Origin of the sequence: Streptomyces sp. NPDC020681 (assembly GCF_044334895.1) — a bacterium.
GTDB lineage: Bacteria > Actinomycetota > Actinomycetes > Streptomycetales > Streptomycetaceae > Streptomyces.
This window is the reverse complement of sequence record NZ_JBIRTX010000003.1, coordinates 617,785-635,158: the sequence shown is the minus strand read 5'-3', so window position 1 is coordinate 635,158 and position 17,374 is coordinate 617,785. Positions and strand designations below refer to the sequence as shown.

The following is a 17,374-nucleotide window of genomic DNA, read 5'->3' as shown; positions in this document are numbered from 1 at the left end:
CGTCAGCCGCGTACAGCCGGCTCGTCGGGCGGACTGACCGGGGCGGGCACCACGCCCGCCCCGGCACCGCCCGCCCCGGCACCGCCCGCCCCGGCACCGGCGGCCTCGGCGGCGCCCGCTCCCGACAGCGCGGCCACCTGCTCGCGCAGCGCCTTCACCTCGACCGTGAGCGCCTCCAGCAGCGCCGTCTGCCGGCGCTCCTCCACCTCGTCGCGCTCGAAGCGCGAGATGAACCACGCCGCGATGTTCGCGGTCACCACACCGAGCAGCGCGATGCCCGAGAGCATCAGCCCGACCGCGAGCACCCGGCCGAGGCCGGTCGTCGGCGCATGGTCGCCGTACCCGACCGTCGTCATCGTCGTGAAGGACCACCACACCGCGTCACCGAGCGTCTTGATGTTCCCGTCCGGCGCGTTCCGCTCGACATGGAGCACGGCCAGCGAGCCGAACATCATCAGCCCCACCACCGCGCCGCCGACATAGGTCGTCAGCGTGATCTGCGAGGCCATCGCCGCCCGCCGGCCCACCAGCAGCAGCGTGGAGACGACCCGCAGCAGCCGCAGCGGCTGGATCAGCGGCAGGATCACGGCGAGCAGATCCAGCGGATGGCTGCGGATGAACAGCCGCTTGCCCGGCGCCAGCGTCAGCCGTACGACATAGTCCGCGGCGAACACGGCCCACACGCTCCACTCGACGGCCGTGCAGGTCGTGTGCACCCAGGCGTCAGCGTCCGGAACCACGATCGGGACCGCGTAGGCGAGCCCGAAGGCGCAGGCCAGCCACAGCAGCGGACCTTGGGTGCGAGCTTCCCAGCGCATCTGCGCCGTTGCTACCTTCATGCCGCGCATCGTAAAGGGGGTACGTCGGGACGAACTCCCGCCGTACCCCCTTGACTGCCTGGAGACCTACGCGTCGCCGCCCGCCGCGCCCGGGTCCGCCGCCGCCACATCGAGCAGCTGGTAGCGGTCCACGGCCTGCTTCAGCACCGAGCGGTCGACCTTGCCGTCGCGCGCCAGCTCGGTGAGCACCGCCAGCACGATCGACTGCGCGTCGATGTGGAAGTAGCGCCGTGCCGCGCCCCGCGTGTCCGCGAAGCCGAAGCCGTCCGCGCCCAGCGAGGTGTACGTGCCGGGGACCCAGCGCGCGATCTGGTCCGGGACCGAACGCATCCAGTCCGACACGGCCACGAACGGGCCCTCGGCACCCTGGAGTTTCCGCGTCACATACGGCACGCCCTGCTCCTCCTCCGGGTGCAGGAGGTTGTGCCGGTCCACGTCGACGGCCTCGCGGCGCAGCTCGTTCCAGGACGTCGCCGACCACACGTCGGCGCGTACGTTCCAGTCCTCGGCGAGCAGCCGCTGCGCCTCGACCGCCCACGGCACGGCGACGCCGGACGCCATGATCTGCGCCGGGATCGCGCCGGCCTCGCCCGCCTTGAAGCGGTGGATGCCCTTGAGGATGCCGTCGACGTCGACGTCGGCCGGCTCCGCCGGGTGCTGGAGCGGCTCGTTGTAGACGGTGAGGTAGTAGAAGACGTCCTCGCCGTGCGGGTGTTCGGCGTCGGAGCCGTACATCCGGCGCAGACCGTCCTTGACGATGTGCGCGATCTCGAAGCCGAAGGCCGGGTCGTACGCGACACAGCCCGGGTTCGTCGATGCCAGCAGCTGCGAGTGGCCGTCCGCGTGCTGCAGACCCTCACCGGTCAGCGTCGTGCGTCCCGCCGTCGCGCCCAGTACGAAGCCGCGCGCCAGCTGGTCGGCCATCTGCCAGAACTGGTCGCCGGTGCGCTGGAAGCCGAACATCGAGTAGAAGACGTACACCGGGATCAGCGGCTCGCCGTGCGTGGCGTACGCGGAACCGGCGGCGATCAGCGAGGCCGTGCAGCCCGCCTCGGAGATGCCGTCGTGCAGCATCTGCCCGGTCGGCGACTCCTTGTACGCGAGCAGCAGGTCGCGGTCCACGGCCTCGTACTGCTGGCCGAGCGGGTTGTAGATCTTCGCGCTCGGGAAGAACGAGTCCATTCCGAAGGTGCGGTACTCGTCCGGCGCGATCAGCACGAAGCGCTTGCCGATCTCCTTGTCCCGCATCAGGTCCTTGAGGAGCCGGACGAACGCCATCGTCGTGGCGATCGACTGCTGGCCGGAGCCCTTCCGCACGGCCGCGTACGCCTTGTCGTCCGGCAGGACCAGCGGCTTGGACCGCACGACCCGGGTCGGCACATAGCCGCCCAGCGAGTTGCGGCGGTCGTGCATGTACTGGATCTCTTCCGAGTCGCGGCCGGGGTGGAAGTACGGCGGCGCGCCGTTCTCCAGCTGCTGGTCGGTGATCGGAAGGTGCAGCCGGTCGCGGAAGCCCTTGAGGTCGTCGACCGTCAGCTTCTTCATCTGGTGCGTGGCGTTGCGGCCCTCGAAGTTCGGGCCGAGCGTCCAGCCCTTGACCGTCTGGGCCAGGACCACGGTCGGCTGGCCCTTGTGCGCCTTTGCCGCAGCGAAGGCCGCGTAGACCTTCCGGTGGTCGTGACCGCCACGGCCCAGGTGCAGGATCTGGTCGTCGGTCATGTTCTCGACCATGGTGCGCAGCCGGTGGTCGTCGCCGAAGAAGTGCTCGCGGATGTACGAACCGGTCTCCGTGGCGTACGTCTGGAACTGGCCGTCCGGCGTGGTGTTCAGCTTGTTGACCAGGATGCCGTCGCGGTCCTGTGCCAGCAGCGGGTCCCAGGAGCGGTCCCAGACCAGCTTGATGACATTCCAGCCGGCGCCGCGGAACTGCGACTCCAGCTCCTGGATGATCTTGCCGTTGCCGCGCACCGGGCCGTCGAGGCGCTGCAGATTGCAGTTGACCACGAACGTGAGGTTGTCCAGGCCCTCACGGGCGGCGATGGACAGCTGGCCGAGCGACTCCGGCTCGTCCATCTCGCCGTCACCGAGGAACGCCCACACATGCGACTGGGAGGTGTCGGCGATACCGCGCGCCTCCATGTAGCGGTTCATCCGCGCCTGGTAGATCGCGCCGATCGGGCCGAGACCCATGGAGACGGTCGGGAACTCCCAGAAGTCCGGCATCAGCCGCGGGTGCGGGTACGACGAAAGACCGTTGGGGTACTTCGACTTCTCCTGGCGGAAGGCGTCGAGCTGCGTCTCGTTCAGCCGGTCCAGCAGGAACGCGCGCGCGTAGACACCGGGCGACGCATGGCCCTGGAAGAAGATCTGGTCGCCGCCGTCGCCCTGGTCCTTGCCACGGAAGAAGTGGTTGAAGCCCACGTCGTAGAGAGAGGCCGAGGACGCGAAGGTGGCGATGTGGCCGCCGACGCCGATGCCCGGGCGCTGCGCGCGGGAGACCATCACCGCGGCGTTCCAGCGGGTGGCGTTGAGGATCCTGCGCTCGATGTCCTCGTTGCCGGGGAAGAACGGCTCGTCCTTGGTGGCGATGGTGTTGACGTAGTCCGTGCTGCGCATCTCGGGCACGGCCACGCGCTTCTCGCGCGCCCGCTCGATCAGCCGGAGCATCAGATAGCGGGCCCGCTCCCGGCCCCGCTCGTCCACGGCGGCGTCGAGAGAGTCCAGCCATTCCTGGGTCTCTTCGGGATCGAAGTCCGGGACCTGGCTGGGAAGGCCGCCAATGATGATCGGGTTGCGATCTGATCCGGAAGCCACGCTATTCCTTCGCTGTTCGGTGGGTCCTGCCTGACGACGCATCCATCGTGTACCTCGCGGAGTCAAACGTCATCTCTACCGATTGGTAACCCGTGATCTCACTGACATCCTGACCGGAGTCCGGCTCTGGAGCCTCTCCCGCACCGGTCAAATCGCAACCTTACGCCCAAGGCGGCAAAGCGTTTCGTTTCGCTGTTCGGTTCCGATTGGCGTACCGAGTGGACGTAATATTGCAAACTCGGCGGAAGGGTGCGGGAGCCGTCACCAGTACGGGTCGAGGCTGCCTGGAGTTGCGTCGAGACGGGCGCAAACGTCACCGTTTCGGCGGTCTGGACGGCCGGGTACTTGCGCGATCCGCCCCGCCCGTGTGGACTACGGCCAACGCCACGCGTACGCGCGAGGCTGCAGCATTTTCCGAACATGATCAGGAGGCAAGCCGTGAGCGCGACCGCGGACCACGCGGAGGAGCGGACCAACCCGGCCACGAGGCTGGGGTTCGAGCCCGGACAGGTGGTCCAGGAGATCGGCTACGACGACGATGTCGAGCTGGAGCTCCGTGAAGCCATTGAGTCCGTGATCGGCCAGGAGCTCGTCGACGAGGATTATGACGATGTCGCCGACGTCGTCATTCTCTGGTTCCGCGACGAGGACGGCGACCTTACGGACGCTTTGGTGGACGCCATCGGTCTCATTGACGAGGGTGGCGCCGTCTGGCTGATGACTCCCAAGACCGGCCGGGACGGTTACGTCGAGCCGAGCGACATCAACGAGGCCGCACAGACCGCGGGTCTCTCCCAGACCAAGAGCATCAACGCCGGCAAGGACTGGACCGGCAGCAGGCTGGTGACCCCGAAGACGGCGAAGTCCAAGCGCTGAGCCTCGGGCAACAGTTCCCCGGGCCCCTTCCGGCTGACGCCGGAGGGGGCCTTCGGCGTATGTCTGCGTAGGGTGGACTCGTCACCCGAACGGGCTCAGCGGAGGGATCCACGCGTCATGGCGATCGAGGTCGGCACCAAGGCCCCGGAATTCGAGCTGAAGGACAACCACGGCCGCACCGTGACGCTCGCCGAATTCCGCGGCGAGAAGAACGTGGTGCTTGTCTTCTATCCCTTCGCCTTCACCGGCGTGTGCACCGGTGAGCTCGCCGCGCTCCGCGACGAGCAGCCGAGGTTCGTCAACGACGAGACCCAGCTGCTCGCCGTCTCCACCGACTCCATCCACACCCTGCGCGTCTTCGGCGAGCAGGAGGACCTGGAGTACCCGCTCCTGTCGGACTTCTGGCCGCACGGCGAGACCTCGCGTGCGTACGGCGTCTTCGACGGGGAGAAGGGCTGCGCCGTGCGCGGCACCTTCGTCATCGACAAGGAGGGCGTGGTCCGCTGGACCGTCGTCAACGGCCTGCCCGACGCCCGCGACCTCACGGACTACGTCAAGGCGCTGGACAGCCTCTAATCTTCGGGCGCCCCCCGCCCAAAAGCCTGTTTTACGCGGGAACCGGTCACTAGGATCCACTCGTTGATCCGACACCATCGCACGACGGGGGCGCTGCCCCTCAACAACAAGGGAGGACTCGTGGGAGTCAGCCTCAGCAAGGGCGGCAACGTCTCGCTGACCAAGGAAGCGCCGGGCCTGACCGCGGTCATCGTGGGCCTGGGCTGGGACATCCGTACCACCACCGGCTCTGACTTCGACCTCGACGCCAGCGCCCTGCTGACCAACACCGAGGGCAAGGTCACCAACGACGGAAACTTCGTCTTCTTCAACAACCTCAAGAGCCCGGACGGCTCCGTGGAGCACACCGGTGACAACCTCACCGGCGAGGGCGAGGGCGACGACGAGCAGATCAAGGTCAACCTCGCCTCGGTCCCGGCCGACGTCGACAAGATCGTCTTCCCGGTCTCGATCTACGAGGCGGAGAGCCGCCAGCAGTCGTTCGGCCAGGTGCGCAACGCGTTCATCCGCGTCGTCAACCAGGCCGGCGGCACCGAGCTCGCGCGCTACGACCTGAGCGAGGACGCCTCCACCGAGACCGCGATGGTCTTCGGCGAGCTCTACCGCAATGGCGCGGAGTGGAAGTTCCGTGCCATCGGCCAGGGTTACGCCTCGGGCCTGCGCGGTATCGCGCAGGACTTCGGCGTCAACGTCTGAGCAGGCCGCATTCCGTCCGGCGCCGCACTCCTGAGTGCGGCGCCGGACGTGCCTGTGCAACCACATCGTCAGCTGGGGAGGACCAGGATCATGGGCGTCACGCTCGCCAAGGGAGGCAATGTCTCCCTCTCCAAGGCCGCACCGAATCTCACGCAGGTACTGATCGGGCTCGGCTGGGACGCGCGCTCCACCACGGGAGCCGACTTCGACCTCGACGCCAGCGCACTGCTGTGCGGCGGCGGCCGGGTGCTGGGCGACGAGTACTTCGTCTTCTACAACAACCTCAAGAGCCCCGAGGGCTCCGTCGAGCACACCGGTGACAATCTGACGGGCGAGGGCGAGGGGGACGACGAGTCGCTGCTGGTGGACCTCTCCAAGGTGCCGACCGATGTCGACAAGATCATCTTCCCGGTCTCCATTCATGAGGCGGACAACCGGGGCCAGACGTTCGGCCAGGTCAGCAACGCCTTCATCCGTGTGGTCAACCAGGCGGACGGCCAGGAGCTCGCGCGCTACGACCTCAGCGAGGACGCCTCCACCGAGACGGCGATGATCTTCGGCGAGCTGTACCGGTACGGCGGGGAATGGAAGTTCCGGGCCGTGGGGCAGGGGTACGCGTCGGGACTCAGAGGCATCGCTCTAGACTTCGGGGTCAACGTTTCGTAAAGCCGCGCACGGCGCGGGGGAGACCCTCCCCCAGATCCGTCCGGGGGATCCCCATAACACGATTGGGTACCAGTGGTTCTGAAAACCTTCGGCTGGTCGTTCGCGGTCACCGCGCTCGGTCTGGTCGCAGCGGTCTTCTACGACGGATGGACCGCGCTCGGTGTCGTCGCGATCCTGTCCGTCCTCGAAATCTCGCTGTCCTTCGACAACGCGGTGGTCAACGCCGGAATCCTGAAGAAGATGAGCCTCTTCTGGCAGAAGATCTTCCTCACGATCGGCATCCTCATCGCCGTCTTCGGCATGCGGCTGGTCTTCCCCGTCGTCATCGTCGCCATCAGTGCCAAGATCGGCCCCATCGAGGCGGTCGACCTGGCCTTCAATGACCCTGAGCTTTACGAGCAGCTGGTCACCGACGCTCACCCGTCGATCGCCTCGTTCGGTGGCATGTTCCTGCTCATGATCTTCCTCGACTTCATCTTCGAGGACCGCGACATCAAGTGGCTCGGCTGGCTGGAGCGCCCGCTGGCCAAGCTCGGCAAGATCGACATGCTGTCGGTCTGCATTGCCCTGATCGTCCTGCTCATCACCGCCATGACCTTCGCGACCCAGGCGCACCAGCACGCGGGTCACGCGGACAAGACGGCGACGGTACTGCTGTCCGGCGTCGCGGGCCTGATCACGTATCTGGTCGTCGGCGGTCTCTCCGGCTTCTTCGAGAACAGGCTCGAGGAAGAGGAGGAACGCGAGCACGAGGCCGAGGAAGAGGCCAAGAAGAGCGGCAAGCAGGTCTCCGCTGTCCAACTGGTCGGCAAGGCCGCGTTCTTCATGTTCCTGTACCTCGAAGTACTGGACGCCTCGTTCTCCTTCGACGGCGTCATCGGCGCCTTCGCCATCACCAACGACATCGTGCTGATGGCGCTCGGCCTCGGCATCGGCGCCATGTACGTGCGGTCCCTCACCGTCTATCTGGTCCGCCAGGGCACGCTGGACGACTACGTCTACCTGGAGCACGGCGCGCACTACGCGATCGGCGCGCTCGCGGTGATCCTGCTCATCACCATCCAGTACCAGATCAGCGAGATCATCACCGGCCTCATCGGCGTGGTGCTGATCGCCTGGTCCTTCTGGTCCTCGGTGCAGCGCAACCGCAGAATCGCGGCCGAGGAGGCAAAGGCCAAACCACAGGTCGACGCCGGGGTGTGACCCGTCGTCGAATGAGGAACGCTCTGAGCGGGGCGGGTCCGAGGCACGGCCTCGGAGCCGCCCCGCGGTGTTGACCAATGCGACTGGTGGGGGTGGCGCGTATGGCTTTCTGGGACGGCTGGCGGGGCAGGTCGACGCAGTTCGACTCGGGCAGTGCGGCGACGAACTCCATATCGCTGACCAAACGGCATCCGGCGGTCTCGCTCTCCAAACAGGGCGCGGCCACCGGCAATCTGCGCGTCAATCTCTCCTGGCGGATGCGCACTTCGGACATCGAGGGCCGGTCCAAGCAGAGCGGGCGGCTGCTGCGGCATCCGTTCAAGCTCTTTCAGCCCGATGTGGTCCAGGCGCACACCCAGGGCGTCGTGAACGTGGACCTCGACCTCGGCTGTCTCTACGAGCTCACGGACGGCAGCAAGGGCGTGGTGCAGCCGCTCGGCAGCTTCTTCGGAGCCATCAACGAGGCGCCGTATGTGAAGCTCAGCGGCGACGACCGGTTCGGCTCCCCCTCGGGCGAGACGATCTACGTCAATCTCGACCACCGCGAGTCGATCAAGCGGCTGCTGTTCTTCGCGTACATATACGACCAGACGCCGGCCTTCGACCGTACGCACGCGCATGTGACGCTCTACCCGAGCAACGGCCCCCGGGTCGAGATAGAGCTCGACGAACGGGCGCCACAGGCCCGGTCCTGCGCGGTGTTCTCCATGGAGAACGTGAAGGGCGAGCTGATCGTGCGGCGTGAGGTCAAGTTCGTCTACGGCTTCCAGGCCGAGCTCGACCGGCTCTACGGCTGGGGCCTGCAGTGGGGGCGCGGCTACAAGACCCGTACGTAGCGCGGACTTGGCGGGGTCAGGGGCGTACGAACTGGGGGCCCATCGGCGGCAGCCGGAAATTCGGATCGGGCGCGAAGGCCGCCGCGGGGGCCGGCTGCGGATAGCCGTACGCGGGCTGAGTGGCGGCCGCGGGCTGCGGGTAGCCGTAGGCGGGCTGCGCGGCCTGCGGATAGCCGTACGCAGGCTCCGCCAGGGGCTGGGCCGGCGGCTCCGGCTGTGCGGACGGCTCGGCGGCCGCCTCCGCCTCGTCCACCGAGATGCCGAAGTCCGTGGCAAGGCCGACCAGACCCGACGGATAGCCCTGGGCGACCGCACGGAACTTCCAGCCGTCACCGCGGCGGTACAGCTCACCGCAGATGATCGCGGTCTCCTCGCCCGTCTCCGGCTTCACGTCGAAGACGGCCAGCGGCTCGCTGTCGGCCAGCGTCGCGTCGTAGAGCGATATCCGCAGATCGCGTACATGCTGGAAGGTGTCGCCATCGGAGGAGGCGGCGAGCACCACCTGGTCGACCGACGGGTCGAGCGCGGAGAGGTCCGCCTCGACGGTGTCGGTCAAATGCTCCGCGACGCGCTTCTTGGGCAGTCGCCGCACCAGGCCTGACGGATGGCGCGGCTGGTTGTAGAAGACGAAGTCCTCGTCGGAGCGCACACGGGCGTCGGGGCCGAGCAGCAGGGCCGAGGCGTCCACATCGGGCACCCCGGCGCCCGGGGTCCAGCGCAGCACGGCCCGTACGGCCGTGGCATCGAGAGGGACGTTCGAGCCCTTCAGCATCGCGTGCGTCATGCCAGTCATCCTGCCTTCCCAGTGGCCGCCCGGACAACGCGGGGCCTTGTTCAATGGCCAGGACATAGGCATGGTGCAAGCGGGTTACCTGGAATTCATAGGCTTGGGGAACTCTTGACACACATTCGTACGTACTATTACCGGCCATGCCAGTCGGGCCGCCAAGGCAGTACGGGGGAAACATATGCGTCACTTCGGGCATCTATCGCCCGCTGTCCGCGGGAGCCTGTTCCATCAGGAGCCGAGCGAATTCAACGCCTCCTCCCCGGCCCCTAAGCTCGCGGCGGCGCTCGGCGCCACCCTCTACAGCCCGGCCACCAGGCCCAAGCTCGCCGACGACGTACTCAAGCAGGTGGCCCGCGGGGTCGTCTCGATGGTCCTCTGCCTGGAGGATTCGATCGACGACGGCGAAGTGGCGGCCGCCGAGGAGAACCTGGTCAGGCAGTTCGCCGACCTCGACGCGCGGGGCGAGGAGCTGCCGCTGCTGTTCATCCGGGTCCGGGAACCCGATCAGATTCCGGACCTGGTGGAGCGGCTGGGCAGCTCGGTCCGCGGGTTGTCCGGTTTCGTACTTCCGAAGTTCACGGAGGAGCGTGGCGTCCCGTTCCTCGAGGCGCTCCTCGCCGCGGAGAGGTCGAGCGGACACCGGCTTTTTGCGATGCCGGTCCTCGAGTCTCCGGAACTGCTGCACCTCGAGACGCGCACCGAGACGCTCACCGGCATCGCCTCCACGGTCGACAAGTACCGCGATCGCGTGCTGGCGCTCCGGCTCGGCGTCACCGACTTCTGCTCGGCGTACGGGCTGCGCCGAGCGCCCGACATGACGGCGTACGACGTCCAGATCGTCGCCGCGGTCATCGCGGACGTGGTGAACGTGCTGGGGCGGGCGGACGGCACCGGCTTCACCGTGACCGGGCCGGTGTGGGAGTACTTCCGGCTCCAGGAGCGCATGTTCAAGCCCCAGCTGCGCCGCAGCCCCTTCATGGAGGGCCGCGCCGAGGAGCTGCGCACCACACTCATCGAGCACGACCTGGACGGCCTGCTCCGCGAGATAGAGCTGGACCGGGCCAACGGCCTCCAGGGCAAGACCTGCATCCATCCCACGCATGTGCTGCCCGTGCACGCGCTGTCGGTCGTCAGTCACGAAGAGTTCAGCGACGCGCAGGACATCCTGCGGCCGGAGCGTGGCGGCGGCGGCGTGATGCGTTCCGCGTACACGAACAAGATGAACGAGGTGAAGCCGCACCGGGCCTGGGCCGAGCGCACGCTGCTGCGCGCGGAGGTCTTCGGTGTGGCGAAGGAAGAGGTCGGCTTCGTGGAGCTGCTCACGGCCGGCCTCAACGGCCTCAACGGCTGACCGACGAAGTTTCCCGGCCTCAACGGCCGACTGACGAAGGAAGAGACTGGATACGTGGTGTGGTCAGGATCGTGGGTCGCTGAGCGGCTCGGCATCGGGCTCGTCGGGGACGAGTCGCTGAGCGGCCTGCTGGGTCTGGCCCTGCGCCGCAACCCCAAGCGCGCTCATCTGCTCGTGTCGAACGTGCTCGGCAAGCATGTGCCACAGTCGCCCGCGGTGGTGTACGAGGCGGGGTACGGCCTCGGCGAGCGGGTGCGGAAGCTGCTCGGCGACGAGGACGCGCAGCGCGCGGTGGTCCTCGGATACGCGGAGACGGCGACCGGCCTCGGCCACTCGGTGGCGGACGGTGTCGCCCTCGCGCCGTATCTGCACTCCACACGCCGCCCGGTCGAGGGTGTGCCGCGCGCGGGCGGCTTCGAGGAGTCCCACTCCCACGCGACTTCTCACCTGCTGCTCCCGGAGGACCCGCGGCTGCTGGCGGGGGACGGCCCGCTGATCCTCGTCGACGACGAGTTCTCCACGGGCAACACCGTGCTGAACACAATCCGTGACCTGCACGAACGCTATCCGCGGGACCGCTATGTGATCGTCGCGCTGGTCGACATGCGCGCCGAGCACGACCGCGAGCGCCTGTCGGCCTTCGCGGCGGAGATCGGCGCGAGGGTCGACCTGCTGTCGCTGGCGTCGGGCACGGTCCGGATGCCGGAGGGCGTACTCGCAAAGGGCCAGGCACTGGTCGCGCAGTACGAGTCGGCTGCGGCCGTCCCGCCCGCCGCGACGGCCTCGGACGTGGTCCGCGTGGACCTCGGCTGGCCCGCAGGCCTCCCCGACGGTGGACGGCACGGATTCACGCCCGAACACCGGGAACAGCTGGAGGCCGCGCTGCCGGGCATGGCCGCGCGGGTCGCGGAGGCGCTCGGTGGCGGCGAACAGCGCGTACTCGTCCTCGGCTTCGAGGAGCTGATGTACGCGCCGCTGCGGCTCGGGACCGCGCTGGAGCGGGTGATCGACGCCGAGGTGCGGTACTCCACCACCACCCGGTCGCCCGTACTGGCCGTCGACGACCCCGGCTATGCGATACGCAGCCGCATCGTCTTCCCGGCCCACGACGACCCTGCCGACGGCCCCGGCGAGCGCTACGCCTACAACGTATCCGGCGCCGGTTTCGACGCCGTCGTCGCCGTTGTCGACTCGGCCGCCGACTCACCCGAACTGCACGCCCCCGACGGCCTGTTGGCCCGGCTCGCCGCGCACACCCCGCACGTCGTGCTCGCCGTCGTACCCAGCCATGTGCCGAACCCCTCCAGCCACGTACCGAACGCCCCCGAAGTACCTGAAAGGGCCTCCATGCTGCCCGAGCCCCTCCGCGGCCCCGCCTTCTCCTCCTACGCGCCCGACGAGGTCGGCTGGCTGCTCCAGGATCTCTCGGACGTCGATCTCGAGGCCCCGACCGAGGAGCGCGAGGAGGCGATACAGAGCGGCGGCGCGCACTACGCCGAGTCGCTGCCCGTCGAGTACCAGCCGAGCGCCGAGTACCAGCAGTTGTTCAAGGCCGCGCTGGAGACCTCCGCAGCGAGGATCGCCCGCGCCGTCGGCGCCGTCACCGAGACCGTGCTCGCCGAGCGCTCACCCCGTCCCGTGCTGGTCTCGCTGGCCCGCGCCGGCACGCCCGTCGGTGTGCTGATGCGCCGCTGGGCCCAGCACCGGCACGGCATCGACCTGCCGCACTACGCAGTGTCCATCGTCCGCGGCCGCGGCATCGACGCCAACGCGCTGCGCTGGCTGGCGCAGCACCACGACCCGGCCGACGTCGTGTTCGTCGACGGCTGGACCGGCAAGGGCGCGATCACCCGCGAACTGGCCGCCGCGCTGGAGGAGTTCGACGGCTTCGACCCGGAGATCGCGGTGCTCGCCGACCCCGGCGGCTGCGTGCGCACCTACGGCACCCGCGAGGACTTCCTCATCCCGTCCGCCTGCCTCAACTCCACCGTCTCCGGGCTGATATCGCGTACGGTCCTGCGCGCCGACCTCGTCGGCCCGGACGACTTCCACGGCGCGAAGTTCTACCGCGAGCTCGCCGGCGCCGATGTCTCCAACCACTTCCTGGACACCGTCGCCGCCCGCTTCGACGAGGTCGCGTCCGCCGTCGACGCCGACGTCAAGGAGCTGCTCTCGGCGGACCGCGCACCGACCTGGGAGGGCTGGGCCGCGGTCGAGCGGATCAGCGAGGAGTACGGCATCCACGATGTGAACCTGGTCAAGCCGGGCGTCGGCGAGGCCACCCGCGTACTGCTGCGCCGCGTCCCGTGGAAGATCCTCGCCAAGCGCGGCGCGGGCGCCGACCTCGACCACGTACGGCTGCTGGCCGAGCAGCGCGGCGTACCGGTCGAAGAGATCGACGAACTCCCGTACACCTGCGTCGGGTTGATCCACCCGCAGTACACGCGTGGCGCGACGGGCGCGGACGGCAAGGCGGTGGCGTCGAAGTGAGCACGCCTCCCTCGATCACGCCTTTCTCGATCACGCCCTACTCGACCACGCCTCCGGCGGCCACGCTGATCGCCAGCGACCTCGACCGCACACTCATCTACTCCTCCGCGGCGCTCGACCTGCGCATGCCGGACGCCGAGGCGCCCCGGCTGCTCTGCGTCGAGGTGTACGGCAGCAAGCCCCTGTCGTACGTCACCGAGACGGCGGCCGGGCTGCTCGACGAGGTGGCCCGCACCTCGGTCTTCGTGCCGACCACCACCCGCACCCGCGAGCAGTACCACCGCATCCATCTCCCGGGCCCCGCCCCTGCGTTCGCGATCTGCGCCAACGGCGGACATCTCCTCGTCGACGGCGTCTCCGACCCGGACTGGCAGCGCCAGGTCGCCGCCCGGCTGGCCGACGAGTGCGCCTCGCTCGACGAGGTCCGCGCCCATCTGCTCGCCGCCGCCGACCGGGCGTGGCTGCTGAAGGAGCGGGTCGCCGAGGACCTGTTCGCCTATCTCGTCGTCGAACGCACGCTGCTGCCGGACGGCTGGGTCAAGGAGCTCGCCGAGTGGGCCGAGGGCCGCGGCTGGACCGTCTCGCTCCAGGGCCGCAAGATCTACGCAGTGCCGCAGCCGCTCACCAAGAGCGCGGCGGTGCGCGAAGTCGCCCGCCGCACCGGCGCGGACCGGATCCTCGCCGCCGGTGACTCGCTGCTGGACGCCGATCTGCTGCTCGCCGCGGACCGCGGCTGGCGGCCGGGCCACGGCGAACTCGCCGACAGCGGCTGGAACGCCGAGAACGTCGAGGTACTGCCCGAGACCGGTGTGCTGGCGGGCGAGGAAATCCTGCGCCGGTTCAGGGCGTTCGGCCGCGCCGCGACCCGGCCCCCGGCCTGAGGAGCCGTACGGCGGCGAAGCCGATGACCGCGAGGACCGCCGCGATCAGCACCACCTTGGAGTACGCGGACACATAGCCGGTCACGTCCTCCCACCGCTCGCCGAGCGCATAACCGGCGAGCACGAAGACGGTGTTCCAGATCGCGCTGCCGAGTGCGGTCAGTACCAGGAAGAGCGGCAGCGGCATTCGTTCGACGCCGGCCGGCACGGAGATCAGCGAGCGGAAGATCGGGATCATCCGCCCGAAGAACACCGCCTTCGCACCGTGTCGGCCGAACCACGCCTCCGTACGCTCGATGTCGGCGACCTTCAGCAGCGGCAGCCGGGCGGCGACGGCGACCGTACGGTCCCGGCCGAGCAGCGCCCCGATCCAGTACAGCGCCAGCGCGCCGGCCACCGAGCCCGCCGTCGTCCACAGCAGGGCGGCGAGCAGGTTCATCCGGCCCGTACTGGAGGCGAAGCCGGCCAGCGGCAGGATCACCTCGCTGGGCAGCGGCGGAAAGAGGTTCTCCAGGGCGACGGCGATGCCCGCGCCGGGTGCGCCGAGGGTGTCCATCAGGCCGTTGATCCAGCCCGGAGCACTGTTGTCGATCATGGGGTCCATGCGTTGAACGCTAGAAAGGGCCGGCTGAACGCACCCTGAAGGCGGCCGCACACATTCCTGCGGTTTTCCGCAGTGTGCGCGCGGGGCCGGACGGGCTAGCGTGACCGATCATGAAGGCAGTGGCGGCACAGGGTGCTTGGTACGCGGCCGGGCTCGTGCTCGGCGCCGCGACCGCCGTCGTCGAGCTGGTCTTCGCGCTGCTCGCCGGCCTGGCGCTGCTGCCCGTGCTCGCCTGGCCGCGCGGCCGTCGGGCCGTGCTGCGTCTCCTCGGCGAGACCGCCGCCAGGATCACGGACATCGAACTGCGCCGCGTCGACCGTTTCCTCGCTGTCCGGATCTCCGCCTCGTACGAGCGGGACCGCGCCCTGCGTTATGTCCTGGCCCGCTGGCCGCTGGGACTGCTCGGCGGACTCGTCCTGTTCTGTGTGCTCACCGGTCTGCTCTACGTCGGATACGCCCTGCTCGGCTGGACCTTCAGCCGCATCGAATACCCGTGGGCCGTCCTCGGCACCGGCCTCGCCGGACTGTTTCTCCTGTTTCTCGCGGTCCAGGCGATCTTCGGAACGGCCCTGCTGGAAGGCCAGTTGGCCCGCCGCATCCTCGGCCCCAGCCACCACGACGAACTGGAGCGGCGCATCGCCCAGCTGGCCACCACCCGCGCCGGAGCCATGGACGCCGTCAACGACGAACGCCGCCGCATCGAACGCGATCTGCACGACGGAGTGCAGCAGCGCCTGGTGGCACTCGGCATGCTGCTCGGCCGCGCCCGCCGCGGCCGCGACACCGAGGCCGCCGACCAACTCCTGCTCCAGGCCCACGAGGAGAGCCGCCGCGCACTCGCCGAACTGCGCGAGGTCGCCTGGCGCATCTATCCCGCCGTGCTCGACGAGGCCGGCCTGCGGGCCGCACTCGAATCGGTCGCCGAGCGCACCCCGCTGCCGGTGCGCCTCGCGTACGAGGTGCCGGAGCAGCCCGCGAAGCATGTGGAGACCGTCGCGTACTTCGTCGTCTCGGAGGCCGTCACCAATGTGGTCAAGCACTCGGGAGCCACCCGTATCGAGGTGACGCTCCGCCGCGACGGCGGCGCGCTGCGGCTGCGCGTCGAGGACGACGGCACGGGCGGAGCGGACCCCGCGGGCGGCGGACTCGCCGGACTCGCGAGCCGGGTCGCCGCGCTCGACGGCCGGTTCGCGGTGCACAGCCCGGCCGGCGGCCCCACCGCGATCACCGCGGAGCTGCCGTGCGCGTGATCCTGGCCGAGGACTCGACGCTGCTGCGGGAGGGCCTCGTACGGCTGCTCGCCGAGGAGGGCCACGAGGTGCTCGCGGCCGTCGGCGACGCCGAAGCGCTGCTGGCGGAGGTCGAGGCGCGGCAGCCGGACGTGGTGGTCGCCGATGTCCGCATGCCGCCGACCCACACCGACGAGGGCCTGCGCGCCGCCTTGGAGATCCGGCGCCGCCGGCCGGAGGTGGGTGTGCTGGTGCTTTCGCAGTACGTGGAGAAGCGGTACGCCACCGAACTGCTCACCTCGGACTCCGGTGGCGTCGGCTATCTGCTCAAGGACCGGGTGGTCCAAGTCGACGAATTCCTCGACGCGTTGGAGCGGGTGGGCCAGGGGCAGGCCGCTTTCGACCCGGAGGTCGTACGCCGTCTCCTGGCTCGCAGCACGCGTACGGACCCGCTCTCCAGGCTGACGGCGCGGGAACGCGACGTTCTGGGCGAAATGGCGCAGGGGCATACGAACGCGGCCATCGCGGGGCGGCTCCATGTCTCGCAGAGCGCGGTCGAGAAGCACATCAACGCGATCTTCGACAAGCTGGAGCTGAGCGGGACGACGGGCTACTCGCGCAGGGTGCTGGCGGTGCTGAGGTATCTCGGTTCGTGAGCCGCGTCCTGAGGGCCGGGAAGCCGGGAGGCCTGGGAGGCCCGGGACGTCAGCTGCAGCAGCCACCGCCGCAGCAGCCGCCACCGCCGGCACTCGGTGCGGGCGCGGACTTCGTGCCGCCGACGGCGACGGCCGAGAGCAGCTTGACGGTGTCCTCGTGGCCTTCGGGGCAGCTCGCCGGGTCGGCGGACCGGGCCATCGGCCGGTTCACTTCGAAGGTGTCGCCGCAGCTGCGGCAGCGGTATTCGTAACGGGGCATGGCCACAGGTTACTGCCGGGTCTCCCGCCCTGGCTCCTGAGTCGGCGTCCGGGTCTGTGTACTCGCCCGCGCCTGGGTCTGTGCGACCCGATCCGGGTGGCGGGCCTTCCAGTACGGATTGTCGTGCGGGAGCGTCGAACTGACCCGTCCGTACATCCCGAAGACCATGAGCATGATGCCGACCACGAAGCTGAACATCACGTTCTGGATCTGGAAGGCGAGCGGGTTGAAGTCGGTGTCCAGCAGGCCGAGATTGATGAAGCCGCTGGCGATGAACAGGATGCCGAGCACCATGTTCAGGGTCGATGCGAAGTTGCCGCCGATGACCATGCCGACGAACAGCAGCACGCCCACGCAGATGGAGAGCACACTCAGCGTGCCGTTCGTGTTCAGACCGGCGACGGTGTCACCGTTCGTGTCGAAGTACCCGACCTTGTCGATCAGCCCGAGAATGCCGAAGGCGAGCAGTACCAGGCCGGTCAGACCCGCGCCGATGCGGTAGATCCGGCTGAGCCGGTGGTCGACGGGCAGATGTTCGTCGATGATGCGGTTCGACTTCTTCTGGTGCAGTACGTGTGCGGCCATGTCCGGCCTCCTTGGGTACGTAC

17 protein-coding genes are annotated in these 17,374 nt (G+C 68.9%); 11 read left to right on the top strand and 6 right to left on the bottom strand.

The features are described from left to right. Nucleotides 1–2: 2 nt before the first annotated feature. Together ACH4YL_RS10020 and aceE are read right to left on the bottom strand one after the other, a co-directional pair. The gene (locus tag ACH4YL_RS10020) at nt 3–839 is read right to left on the bottom strand and encodes a potassium channel family protein (protein WP_398506533.1); all 837 of its coding nucleotides are present in this window, start codon (nt 837–839) and stop codon (nt 3–5) included. Nucleotides 840–905: 66 nt separating this feature from the next. Further along, nucleotides 906–3,653, bottom strand: coding sequence for a pyruvate dehydrogenase (acetyl-transferring), homodimeric type (aceE, locus tag ACH4YL_RS10015; protein WP_398506531.1), 2,748 nt, complete (start codon nt 3,651–3,653; stop codon nt 906–908). A gap of 438 nt (nt 3,654–4,091) precedes the next feature. On the opposite strand from aceE, the gene ACH4YL_RS10010 reads away from it, so the two are divergent. The 6 genes from ACH4YL_RS10010 to ACH4YL_RS09985 all read left to right on the top strand — a co-directional run bounded on the left by ACH4YL_RS10010 (nt 4,092) and on the right by ACH4YL_RS09985 (nt 8,506). After that, nucleotides 4,092–4,529, top strand: coding sequence for a DUF3052 domain-containing protein (locus ACH4YL_RS10010; protein ID WP_398506529.1), 438 nt, complete (start codon nt 4,092–4,094; stop codon nt 4,527–4,529). A 117-nt stretch (nt 4,530–4,646) separates the two neighbouring features. After that, nucleotides 4,647–5,105: a peroxiredoxin gene (locus tag ACH4YL_RS10005; protein ID WP_398506527.1), complete on the top strand. Its 459-nt coding sequence runs from the start codon at nt 4,647–4,649 to the stop codon at nt 5,103–5,105. Nucleotides 5,106–5,225: 120 nt separating this feature from the next. After that, complete coding sequence (locus ACH4YL_RS10000) at nt 5,226–5,801, top strand: TerD family protein (protein WP_398506656.1); 576 nt, start codon at nt 5,226–5,228, stop codon at nt 5,799–5,801. Between the two features lie 90 nt (nt 5,802–5,891). Further along, a complete protein-coding gene (locus ACH4YL_RS09995; RefSeq protein WP_398506525.1) occupies nt 5,892–6,467 on the top strand; it encodes a TerD family protein in 576 nt (191 codons plus the stop codon). Nucleotides 6,468–6,539: 72 nt separating this feature from the next. Then, a complete protein-coding gene (locus ACH4YL_RS09990; RefSeq protein ID WP_398506523.1) occupies nt 6,540–7,670 on the top strand; it encodes a DUF475 domain-containing protein in 1,131 nt (376 codons plus the stop codon). Between the two features lie 101 nt (nt 7,671–7,771). Then, nucleotides 7,772–8,506: a Tellurium resistance gene (locus ACH4YL_RS09985; RefSeq protein WP_398506521.1), complete on the top strand. Its 735-nt coding sequence runs from the start codon at nt 7,772–7,774 to the stop codon at nt 8,504–8,506. A gap of 16 nt (nt 8,507–8,522) precedes the next feature. Here ACH4YL_RS09985 and ACH4YL_RS09980 read toward each other — a convergent pair whose 3' ends face one another. Beyond that, entirely contained in the window at nt 8,523–9,299 is a 777-nt protein-coding gene (locus tag ACH4YL_RS09980) for a TerD family protein (protein WP_398506519.1), read from the bottom strand. A gap of 175 nt (nt 9,300–9,474) precedes the next feature. On the opposite strand from ACH4YL_RS09980, the gene ACH4YL_RS09975 reads away from it, so the two are divergent. The 3 genes from ACH4YL_RS09975 to ACH4YL_RS09965 are packed head-to-tail and all read left to right on the top strand — an operon-like array spanning nt 9,475 to nt 14,018. Next, a complete protein-coding gene (locus tag ACH4YL_RS09975; RefSeq protein ID WP_398506517.1) occupies nt 9,475–10,647 on the top strand; it encodes an HpcH/HpaI aldolase/citrate lyase family protein in 1,173 nt (390 codons plus the stop codon). Nucleotides 10,648–10,701: 54 nt separating this feature from the next. Then, nucleotides 10,702–13,137 carry a phosphoribosyltransferase gene (locus ACH4YL_RS09970; protein ID WP_398506515.1) on the top strand — a complete coding sequence of 812 codons (2,436 nt, stop codon included), beginning with the start codon at nt 10,702–10,704 and terminating at the stop codon, nt 13,135–13,137. Between the two features lie 29 nt (nt 13,138–13,166). After that, nucleotides 13,167–14,018: an HAD family hydrolase gene (locus ACH4YL_RS09965; protein ID WP_398506655.1), complete on the top strand. Its 852-nt coding sequence runs from the start codon at nt 13,167–13,169 to the stop codon at nt 14,016–14,018. Here the strand turns inward: ACH4YL_RS09965 and ACH4YL_RS09960 are convergent. Beyond that, the gene (locus ACH4YL_RS09960; protein ID WP_398506653.1) at nt 13,978–14,613 is read right to left on the bottom strand and encodes a DedA family protein; all 636 of its coding nucleotides are present in this window, start codon (nt 14,611–14,613) and stop codon (nt 13,978–13,980) included. The genes ACH4YL_RS09965 and ACH4YL_RS09960 overlap by 41 nt on opposite strands. Before the next feature lie 119 nt (nt 14,614–14,732). Between ACH4YL_RS09960 and ACH4YL_RS09955 the strand changes: the two genes are divergently transcribed. Both ACH4YL_RS09955 and ACH4YL_RS09950 read left to right on the top strand, forming a co-directional pair. Beyond that, complete coding sequence (locus ACH4YL_RS09955; RefSeq protein WP_398506513.1) at nt 14,733–15,872, top strand: sensor histidine kinase; 1,140 nt, start codon at nt 14,733–14,735, stop codon at nt 15,870–15,872. Further along, the gene (locus tag ACH4YL_RS09950) at nt 15,863–16,507 is read left to right on the top strand and encodes a response regulator (protein WP_398506511.1); all 645 of its coding nucleotides are present in this window, start codon (nt 15,863–15,865) and stop codon (nt 16,505–16,507) included. Before ACH4YL_RS09955 ends, ACH4YL_RS09950 begins: the two co-directional genes overlap by 10 nt. Nucleotides 16,508–16,556: 49 nt before the next feature. On the opposite strand, the gene ACH4YL_RS09945 is transcribed toward ACH4YL_RS09950, so the two are convergent. Both ACH4YL_RS09945 and ACH4YL_RS09940 read right to left on the bottom strand, forming a co-directional pair. Then, on the bottom strand, nt 16,557–16,766 hold the full coding sequence (locus ACH4YL_RS09945) for a zinc ribbon domain-containing protein (protein WP_398506509.1): 210 nt from the start codon (nt 16,764–16,766) through the stop codon (nt 16,557–16,559). A gap of 9 nt (nt 16,767–16,775) precedes the next feature. After that, nucleotides 16,776–17,351 (bottom strand): DUF4383 domain-containing protein, encoded by a 576-nt coding sequence (locus tag ACH4YL_RS09940; protein WP_398506507.1) that lies wholly within the window; start codon nt 17,349–17,351, stop codon nt 16,776–16,778. Nucleotides 17,352–17,374 lie beyond the last annotated feature (23 nt).

What these genes read in the sequence shown, in the direction of transcription:
- ACH4YL_RS10020 (WP_398506533.1), bottom strand. Translation starts at nt 839, where the DNA reads ATGAAGGTAGCAACGGCGCAGATGCGCTGGGAAGCTCGCACCCAAGGT.
- ACH4YL_RS10005 (WP_398506527.1), top strand. Translation starts at nt 4,647, where the DNA reads ATGGCGATCGAGGTCGGCACCAAGGCCCCGGAATTCGAGCTGAAGGAC.
- ACH4YL_RS09995 (WP_398506525.1), top strand. Translation starts at nt 5,892, where the DNA reads ATGGGCGTCACGCTCGCCAAGGGAGGCAATGTCTCCCTCTCCAAGGCC.
- ACH4YL_RS09985 (WP_398506521.1), top strand. Translation starts at nt 7,772, where the DNA reads ATGGCTTTCTGGGACGGCTGGCGGGGCAGGTCGACGCAGTTCGACTCG.
- ACH4YL_RS09980 (WP_398506519.1), bottom strand. Translation starts at nt 9,299, where the DNA reads ATGACTGGCATGACGCACGCGATGCTGAAGGGCTCGAACGTCCCTCTC.
- ACH4YL_RS09975 (WP_398506517.1), top strand. Translation starts at nt 9,475, where the DNA reads ATGCGTCACTTCGGGCATCTATCGCCCGCTGTCCGCGGGAGCCTGTTC.
- ACH4YL_RS09960 (WP_398506653.1), bottom strand. Translation starts at nt 14,613, where the DNA reads ATGATCGACAACAGTGCTCCGGGCTGGATCAACGGCCTGATGGACACC.
- ACH4YL_RS09955 (WP_398506513.1), top strand. Translation starts at nt 14,733, where the DNA reads ATGAAGGCAGTGGCGGCACAGGGTGCTTGGTACGCGGCCGGGCTCGTG.
- ACH4YL_RS09945 (WP_398506509.1), bottom strand. Translation starts at nt 16,766, where the DNA reads ATGCCCCGTTACGAATACCGCTGCCGCAGCTGCGGCGACACCTTCGAA.
- ACH4YL_RS09940 (WP_398506507.1), bottom strand. Translation starts at nt 17,351, where the DNA reads ATGGCCGCACACGTACTGCACCAGAAGAAGTCGAACCGCATCATCGAC.